This window comes from Acrocarpospora macrocephala, assembly GCF_009687865.1.
GTDB lineage: Bacteria > Actinomycetota > Actinomycetes > Streptosporangiales > Streptosporangiaceae > Acrocarpospora > Acrocarpospora macrocephala.
Genome location: NZ_BLAE01000019.1, coordinates 159,431 through 166,737 on the forward strand (window position 1 = coordinate 159,431; position 7,307 = coordinate 166,737).

The following is a 7,307-nucleotide window of genomic DNA, read 5'->3' on the forward strand; positions in this document are numbered from 1 at the left end:
GGGACTTCTGATCCCGGGGATCACCGCTCGCCGTAGGCGCGCCGGACGCGGTAGGCGCCGCGTCCGGCGCGGTCAACGGCCTGTGGAGTTGCGTTCGATTACCGGCAGGAGCGCGATCCGGGTACGGCGGATGTGGCCGGCCAGCAGGCGCTCCGCGTCCGTCGTGTCGGCACGCCGGATCGCGTCGATGAGGAGTCGGTGCTCCGCGTTGATCACCCAGCTCCGCTGGTGCCCCGCGCGCTCGACGTAGGCGCGCCGGTACGGCTGGGTGATATTCCACAACCTCTCGATCATGTCCCGGAGTTCCTTGTACGGGTTCCCCGAGTAGGACAGGAGGTGCAGCTCCCGGTCGAGGTGGAGGAATCGATCCAGGCTGGTGTTCGCCTCGATCTCGTCCTGGATCTCCTCCAGGCGCCGGACCGTGTCGGCGGACAGGTGCGGGATGCTCTCGGTGAGGGCCAGGGGTTCGAGCCGTTCCCGGATCTTGTAGGTGACGTCGCACTCCTCCGCGTTCATCTCGGAGACCCAGGCGCCGCTGTTGGCCTTGAGGGTCACCAGGCCCTGGGAGTGCAGGATGCGGAGCGCCTCCCGGACCGGCAGGCGGCTCGCGCCGAACTCCCGGGCGACCTCCTCCTGCCGGATGCGCGCGCCCGGTTTGAGCTCGCCGGAGAGGATCTGCTCGCGCAGGTGCTCGGCGATCCGGTGGCTCATCACGCTGGTCGCCGCGCCGCTCGCGTCGGGCGCCGGGTCCGCGAACGGACGGGTGTCGGTCATCCCCGCACCGCCTCGCCTTCCCGCAGGTACCAGGCCCGGCCGTGCGGGTAGGAGACCAGCTCGAACTGGGCGCCCCAGGGGGCGAGGAAGTACACCCAGCGCTGTCCCGCGTGCGGGCCGTCGCTGGCGTTGGGGCCGCCGAGCACGGTCACGCCGCGGGAGCGCAGGTACGCCACCGCCGCGTCGATGTCCTCGACGTACAGGGCGAGGTGGTGCCCGCCGACGTCGCTGTTGCGGGGCGGGGTGCTCACCTGGTCGGGGGCCTCGTACTCGAAGACCTCGAAGACCGGCTGGGTGCCGCAGCGGAAGAACCGCAGCTTGTCCACCCGGGCCCGGGGATGCACGTTGAGATGGGTGGCCATCCAGTCCCCGCCGTCCGACCGAGGGCCGAGCGGGTAGAGGTACTCGCACCCGAGCACGTCGACGAGGAACTCCGTGGCCTGGTCGATGTCGGGAACGGTCAGACCGACGTGGTCCAGGCCGACGAGCCCCGGCAATCCCGTGGCGCCCCCCTCACCCATGTCCCCACCTCCGCAATCTGTTTCGTTGACATTTCCACCGCCGCACTTCGATCTCGGATGGATCCAATGTGGCGTTGTGAGTCGGTAGCTTTGTCGCCCAAACCAGGGAAAGTCAATGATGGAGCCACATTCTTCCGTTACGAAGACATAACGGGAGTATGAGATCGGATCCAATCTGTGCGAAGGTCGGAAACAACCGCGGATCGCGGAGGGGGTGCCAGGACCGGTCCCGGTCACACGGCGGAGCGTCGGCACCCCCCGGCTTGTCACCTGGAGAAAACACACATGACCACACACCAGGACCTCGCCGCGCCCACGCCCTGGTTGGAGCTGACCACCACCGAGGCGGACTGGGACGCGGCCGACCCCGGCCTGCTGCGCGCGATGTTCGGGCAGCTCGTGCTGATCCGCTCCTTCGAGCAGTACGTCCTCGACCTGGCGGGGGCCGGTCTGGTCCACGGCCCCGCCCATTCCAGCGTCGGCCAGGAGGCGGGGGCGGTCGGGTCGATCATCTCCCTGACCTCGGCGGACACCATCACCGGCTCGCACCGCGGCCACCACCAGTTCCTCGCCAAGGCGCTGGGGCACGTCCTCCCCGGCGGCTGGGATCCACGCGAGGACCTGCCCCCGGCGGTCACCGAGCTGCTCACCCGGACGCTGGCCGAGATCTGCGGCCTGGCCCGCGGCTTCTGCCGGGGCCGGGGTGGATCCATGCACCTGCAATGGCGGGAGGCCGGGGCCATGGGGACCAACGCCATCGTCGGCGGCGGCGTCCCCCAGGCGGCCGGCTTCGCCTGGGCGCACCGGCACGCCGGCACCGACGCGGTCTCGGTCGCCTACTTCGGCGACGGGGCCGCCAACATCGGCTCCGTCCTGGAGAGCTTCAACCTGGCCGCCGCCTGGTCCCTCCCGGTCTGCTTCTTCATCGAGAACAACCAGTACGCGGTGTCCACCCATGTCCGCGAGGTGACCGCGGAACCCCGGCTGTCCGTACGGGGGCTGGGCTTCGCCATCCCCAGCTGGCGGGTGGACGGCATGGATCCGCTCGCGACGCACCTGGCCATGGGCGAGGCGCTGGCGCACATGCGCGCGGGCCACGGGCCGACCCTCATCGAGGCCGACCTGTACCGGTACTACCACCAGAACGGCCCCTTCCCGGGCAGCGCGTTCGGCTACCGCTCCAAGGAAGAGGAGCGGCAGTGGCGGCAGCGCGACCCCATCGACCTGATGACGGGGCACCTCGCCCGCCGGGGCGTACTCACCGGCGAGGAGGTCAAGAAGGCGGCCGACCTGGCCGACGCCACCATGCGGACGATCGGCGACCAGCTCCTCGAAGCCCTCCCCGGCGGCAAGCCAGGCCAGCGCCGCATCCGGCCGCAGGAGTGGCCGCAGCCTGACTTCCGGGATGTCGGCATACGCGGTGACCTGTCGGAGTTCGGGCCCGACATCCGGTATGAGGAGGCGGCCACGTTCTCCGGCGCGCTGGCCGAGCGCAAGTTCATCGACGTGGTCGCCGAGGTGATGGCACGCCGGATGGCGACCGACGACTCCATCGTGGTCATGGGCGAGGACGTGCACCGCCTGAAGGGCGGCACCAACGGCGCCACCAAGGGCCTGGCCGAGGCGTTCCCCGACCGGGTGCTCGCCACCCCCATCAGCGAGAACGCCTTCGCCGGCCTGGCCGGCGGCCTGGCACTCGACCGGCGCTACCGCCCGGTCGTGGAGTTCATGTACGCCGACTTCCTCTGGGTGGCGGCCGACCAGCTGTTCAACCAGATCGGCAAGGCCAGGCACATGTTCGGCGGCGACAACGCGGTGCCGCTGGTGCTGCGCAGCAAGGTGGGCACCGGCACCGGGTACGGCTCGCAGCACTCCATGGATCCAGCCGGGATCTTCGCCACCTCACCCGGGTGGCGGATCGTCGCGCCCAGCACCCCCTTCGACTACGTGGGCCTGATGAACACCGCGCTCCACTGCAACGACCCGGTGGTGGTCATCGAGCATGTCGACCTATACGCGAGCGCCGGCACCGGCCCGGTGGACGATCTCGACTACCACATCCCGGTCGGGAGCGCGGCCGTGCGCAGGCCGGGCCGCGACGTGACCGTGCTCTCCTACCTGTCGATGGTCGCCCACTGCCTGGAAGCCGCCGAACTGGTCGAAGGGATCGACCCGGAGATCATCGACCTGCGCTGGCTGGACCGGGCCAGCCTCGACTGGGACACCGTCGGGGCCAGCGTGCTGAAGACGAACAACGTGCTCATCGTCGAGCAGGGGGCGATCGGCACCGCCTACGGCGCCTGGCTCGCCGACGAGATCCAGCGGCGGTACTTCGACTGGCTCGACCAGCCGGTCCGGCGGGTGACCGGCGGCGAGGCGTCGCCGAGTATCAGCAAGGTCCTCGAACGCGCGGCCATCGCCCGCACCGAGGAAGTCGCCGCCGCGTTCCGAGACATGACCACCGACGGCACGCTCGCGCCCCGGCGCTGAGCCCACGGACCAGGACCAGGACCCATGGCCACTCTTCTTCGTTTGCCAGAACCGGCGGCCGGTGCCACCAGCGCCGTCGTGTCCGAATGGCCGATCGCCGAGAACGCCCCGTACACCGTCAACGCCGCCATCGTCGTCATCGAGACCGAGAAGGCGTCCATCGAGATCGAGGCGGAAAGCGACGGCGTCCTCCTCAAGCGACTCGTGCCCGCCGGGACCGAGGTCGCCGTCGGCACGCCCATCGCCCTGCTCGGCTCTCCAGGAGAACAGCCGTCGGACATCGACGCCCTGCTCACCGACCTCGGCGTCACCAGCGCGGCTCTCGTCATAGAAGAGCAGCACGAACCCGTACAGGACAGCACGCCGCAGCGGGTCTTCGCCAGCCCGCTGGCACGCCGGCTCGCCCGCCTGGGCGGTCTGACGATCGACCAGATCAACGGCACCGGGCCAGGGGGCCGGATCGTCAGGCGCGACGTCGAAGAGGCTCTCGCCCGGGCGACCCCGCCGCCGCTCCCAGCCGCGGAACCGGTCGCGCCCGTGCCCGCGGCCGGGTACGTGGAAGTACCGCACAGCCGTGTCCGCCGGGCCATCGCCACGCGGCTGGTGGAGAGCAAGCAGACCACGCCGCACTTCTACGTCCGCGGAACCGCCCGCGCGGAACAGCTGCTGGCCGCTCGGGCCCAGCTCAACCGTCCGGGATCGCCGAAGATCTCGGTGAACGACCTGGTGATCAAGGCGGTCGCCCGCGCGCACGTGCTCGTTCCCGAGATGAACTCGATGTGGACCCCGGACGCCGTCCGCCGATTCACCCACGTGGACGTCGCGGTCGCCGTGGCCACCGACACCGGCCTGGTGACCCCGGTGCTTCGCGAGGTGGACACGATGCCGATCACGGCCGTCGCCGAGACGACGCGACGCTACGCCGACAGCGCGCGCAACGGCCGGTTGCGGCAGCATGAGCTGGAGGGTGGCACCGTCACGGTCACCAACATGGGCATGTTCGGCACCGAGGAGTTCGCCGCCATCATCAACCCGCCGCAATCCTCGATCCTGTCGGTGGGCGCCGCCCGAACGGAACCCGTGGTCGACAACGGCGCCGTCGTCCCCGGCACGACCATCCGCTTCGTCCTCTCCGTCGACCACCGTCCGATCGACGGCACGGTCGCGGCTCGCTGGATGGCCGAGTTCCTCGCGCTGATCGAGAATCCCGTACGGGTCTTCGCCTGACTTGGCGCCCCTTTAGTGAGCGGGGCCGGTCGCCTCGGTGGCGGGCTTCCAGGTGCGGTCGAGGAAGTCGGCGATCAGCGGGGCGATATCGGGGAGGCACTCCTCCAGGGCGAAGTGACCGGTGTTGAAAATGTGTAGTTCGGCGTCGGGCAGGTCGCGCAGGTAGGCATGGGCGCCGGGTTCGGGGAAGAACATGTCGTCGCGGCCCCACGTGATAAGCGTGGGCGGGGTGTGCTCTCGCAGCCAGGCTTGCCATTCCGGGTAGCGTTCGACGTTGGTGTGGTAGTCGAAGAGCAGGTCGATCTGGGGCTGGGTGCGGCCGGGCTGGTCGAGGAAGTGCTGGTCGAGGGTCCAGCCGTCGGGGGCGATGAGCCGGGGATCGCCGGCGCCGCCCTCGTACTGGCCGCGGGTCGCCGGCAGGGTGAGCAGCCCGCGGATCGTCTGCTCGGCGTCTTGGCCGCCGGGCCGCAGGGCGATGAAGCCGCGGGCGGCGTCGGACAGGCCTTCGGTGTACGCGTTGCCGTTCTGGATGACGAGGCCGGCGATCTGCTCGGGGTGGCGGGTCGCCAGGCGGAAGCCGACTGGGGCGCCGTAGTCGAAGACGTACATGACGAAGCGGGCCAGGCCGAGCTTCTCGACGAAACCGTCGACGATGTCGGCGAGGCGGTCGAAGCTGTACGGGCTGCCGACCGGCTCTGGGGTGTCGCTGTGGCCGAAGCCCGGGTAGTCCGGGGCGATGAGGCGGTAGCGGCTGCCGAGCGCGTCGATGAGCCGCCGGAACTGGTGTGACGCGGAGGGGAAGCCGTGCAGCAGCAGCATCACCGGGGCCTCATCCGGGTTCTCCGGGACGGACTCGCGATAGAAGATCTGCAGTCCGTCGACCTCGATGTGGCGGTGCAGCGTTCGCGCGACGACCGGGACCGTCATTTCACATGCCTCCTTCGGGTGTGGACGCATTAGTCTTAACTCGGGCAAAGCTAACGTGTCAATGGGGCCGATTAGCATTAGTCGGGTGAGTGAACTACTGCCGCTTACCGGTGAGCCGTTGGCCCTCGACCTGGTCAACACCCGGCCGAACACCCCGGATGGCCCGGTCGACCTGCTCGCGACACCCGCCGCGCTGGGAACGTGGCTCGCGCTGCAGGCCGATCGCCTTCCCGGTTACCCGGCGGCGCTCACCACGGCCGACGTGGCCGCCGTACATGCCGTGCGGGAGCACACCACCATCGCGATCGACCACCTGCGGCGCGGCCAGAGGCCGCCCGCGTCCGCCTTGGACGGCCTCAACCAGGCCCAACGTGCCGCGCCCGCGATTCTGGAACTCGGCTGGGACGGCACGTCGGTCACAGCCGTCCCCCACCGCTCCGGCGCCGTGGGCGTCCGCCTGGCCGCACGCCTCGCCGAGGCCACCGGCGAACTGCTCTCCGACCCGGCGTTCGCCACCATCCGAACATGCGAGGCTTCCGACTGCGTCATGCTCTTCCTGCCCGCCCATCCCCGGCGGCGCTGGTGCTCAGCCTCCCGCTGCGGCAACAGGGCCCGCGTCGCCCGCTACTACCAGCGACACCGCACCAACTGAGAAGTTCGCTGGCGTGGCGTTCGTGGTGGCCTTCGTCTTCGTCCGTCACCATGAGGAACCGGCCCTGCGCCGCACGTTCGGTACCGAGTACGAGTAATACCGCGCGGCCGTACCCGGTCGGTGGCCCCGGCTCCGCCCGTGGGCAGGATGACCAGTGGATGAAGCCCGGTCGCCCAGGTGTGTGTAGTCGGCCTGACCGAGACAACTCCTAGCGACGGGAGCATCGCAGTGATCCGCCGGCTGATCGACACCCTGACCGCATGGAGCCCGGCGCGAGACCGCCCGCTCGCGGGCAGGTCGGCGACCGCGGAGGCGCTGGGTGCCGGTCTGGTCCTGCAGGGCGAGCTCGTGGTGACTCCATGACACTCCCTGTGTCAACCTCAGGCAGCGATCGGCTCCATGAGCGCCGCTGCGGCCCCGTGTTTGGCGGGGTCGTAGACAACACCGTCGAGCCAGCAGCGCCAGATCACGCGGATCCAGGCGCGGGCCAGCACGCGGACCGCGTGGGGATGATCCTTGCCCGCTTTGCGGGCTTGGGTGTAGATCTTCGCGGCCCAGGGGCTGGCATGCCGGCTGTTGTCGGCGAAGGTCGTCAAGGCGAGCCGGAAGCGTTTGTTGCAGGCCCAGCGGAAGTGCACGGCCCGGTGTTTGCCGGACTCCTTGGTCACCGGGGTGCAGCCCGCCAGGGCGGCGACGGAGTCGGGACTCTCGTAGGC

Annotated in this window: 8 protein-coding genes; 4 read left to right on the forward strand and 4 right to left on the reverse strand. The window is 70.0% G+C overall.

The window, feature by feature from the left end:
- Positions 1-72: 72 nt before the first annotated feature.
- Positions 73-774 carry a GntR family transcriptional regulator gene (locus Amac_RS18720; RefSeq protein ID WP_155355657.1) on the reverse strand — a complete coding sequence of 234 codons (702 nt, stop codon included), beginning with the start codon at positions 772-774 and terminating at the stop codon, positions 73-75.
- Entirely contained in the window at positions 771-1,295 is a 525-nt protein-coding gene (locus Amac_RS18725) for a VOC family protein (RefSeq protein ID WP_155355658.1), read from the reverse strand. The genes Amac_RS18720 and Amac_RS18725 overlap by 4 nt, the downstream gene beginning before the upstream one ends.
- A 285-nt stretch (positions 1,296-1,580) precedes the next feature.
- On the opposite strand from Amac_RS18725, the gene Amac_RS18730 reads away from it, so the two are divergent.
- Together Amac_RS18730 and Amac_RS18735 are read left to right on the forward strand one after the other, a co-directional pair.
- Complete coding sequence (locus Amac_RS18730; RefSeq protein ID WP_155355659.1) at positions 1,581-3,785, forward strand: alpha-ketoacid dehydrogenase subunit alpha/beta; 2,205 nt, start codon at positions 1,581-1,583, stop codon at positions 3,783-3,785.
- A 24-nt stretch (positions 3,786-3,809) separates the two neighbouring features.
- Positions 3,810-5,012, forward strand: coding sequence for a dihydrolipoamide acetyltransferase family protein (locus Amac_RS18735; RefSeq protein ID WP_155355660.1), 1,203 nt, complete (start codon positions 3,810-3,812; stop codon positions 5,010-5,012).
- Between the two features lie 12 nt (positions 5,013-5,024).
- On the opposite strand, the gene Amac_RS18740 is transcribed toward Amac_RS18735, so the two are convergent.
- Positions 5,025-5,939: an alpha/beta fold hydrolase gene (locus Amac_RS18740; protein ID WP_155355661.1), complete on the reverse strand. Its 915-nt coding sequence runs from the start codon at positions 5,937-5,939 to the stop codon at positions 5,025-5,027.
- Between the two features lie 85 nt (positions 5,940-6,024).
- On the opposite strand from Amac_RS18740, the gene Amac_RS18745 reads away from it, so the two are divergent.
- Together Amac_RS18745 and Amac_RS57350 are read left to right on the forward strand one after the other, a co-directional pair.
- Positions 6,025-6,591 carry a CGNR zinc finger domain-containing protein gene (locus tag Amac_RS18745; protein WP_155355662.1) on the forward strand — a complete coding sequence of 189 codons (567 nt, stop codon included), beginning with the start codon at positions 6,025-6,027 and terminating at the stop codon, positions 6,589-6,591.
- A 228-nt stretch (positions 6,592-6,819) separates the two neighbouring features.
- Positions 6,820-6,954 carry a hypothetical protein gene (locus Amac_RS57350; protein WP_281356310.1) on the forward strand — a complete coding sequence of 45 codons (135 nt, stop codon included), beginning with the start codon at positions 6,820-6,822 and terminating at the stop codon, positions 6,952-6,954.
- Between the two features lie 17 nt (positions 6,955-6,971).
- Here the strand turns inward: Amac_RS57350 and Amac_RS18750 are convergent.
- Positions 6,972-7,307, reverse strand: a 336-nt coding sequence (locus Amac_RS18750) for a transposase (RefSeq protein ID WP_155355663.1), incomplete at its 5' end; no start/stop codon positions are given.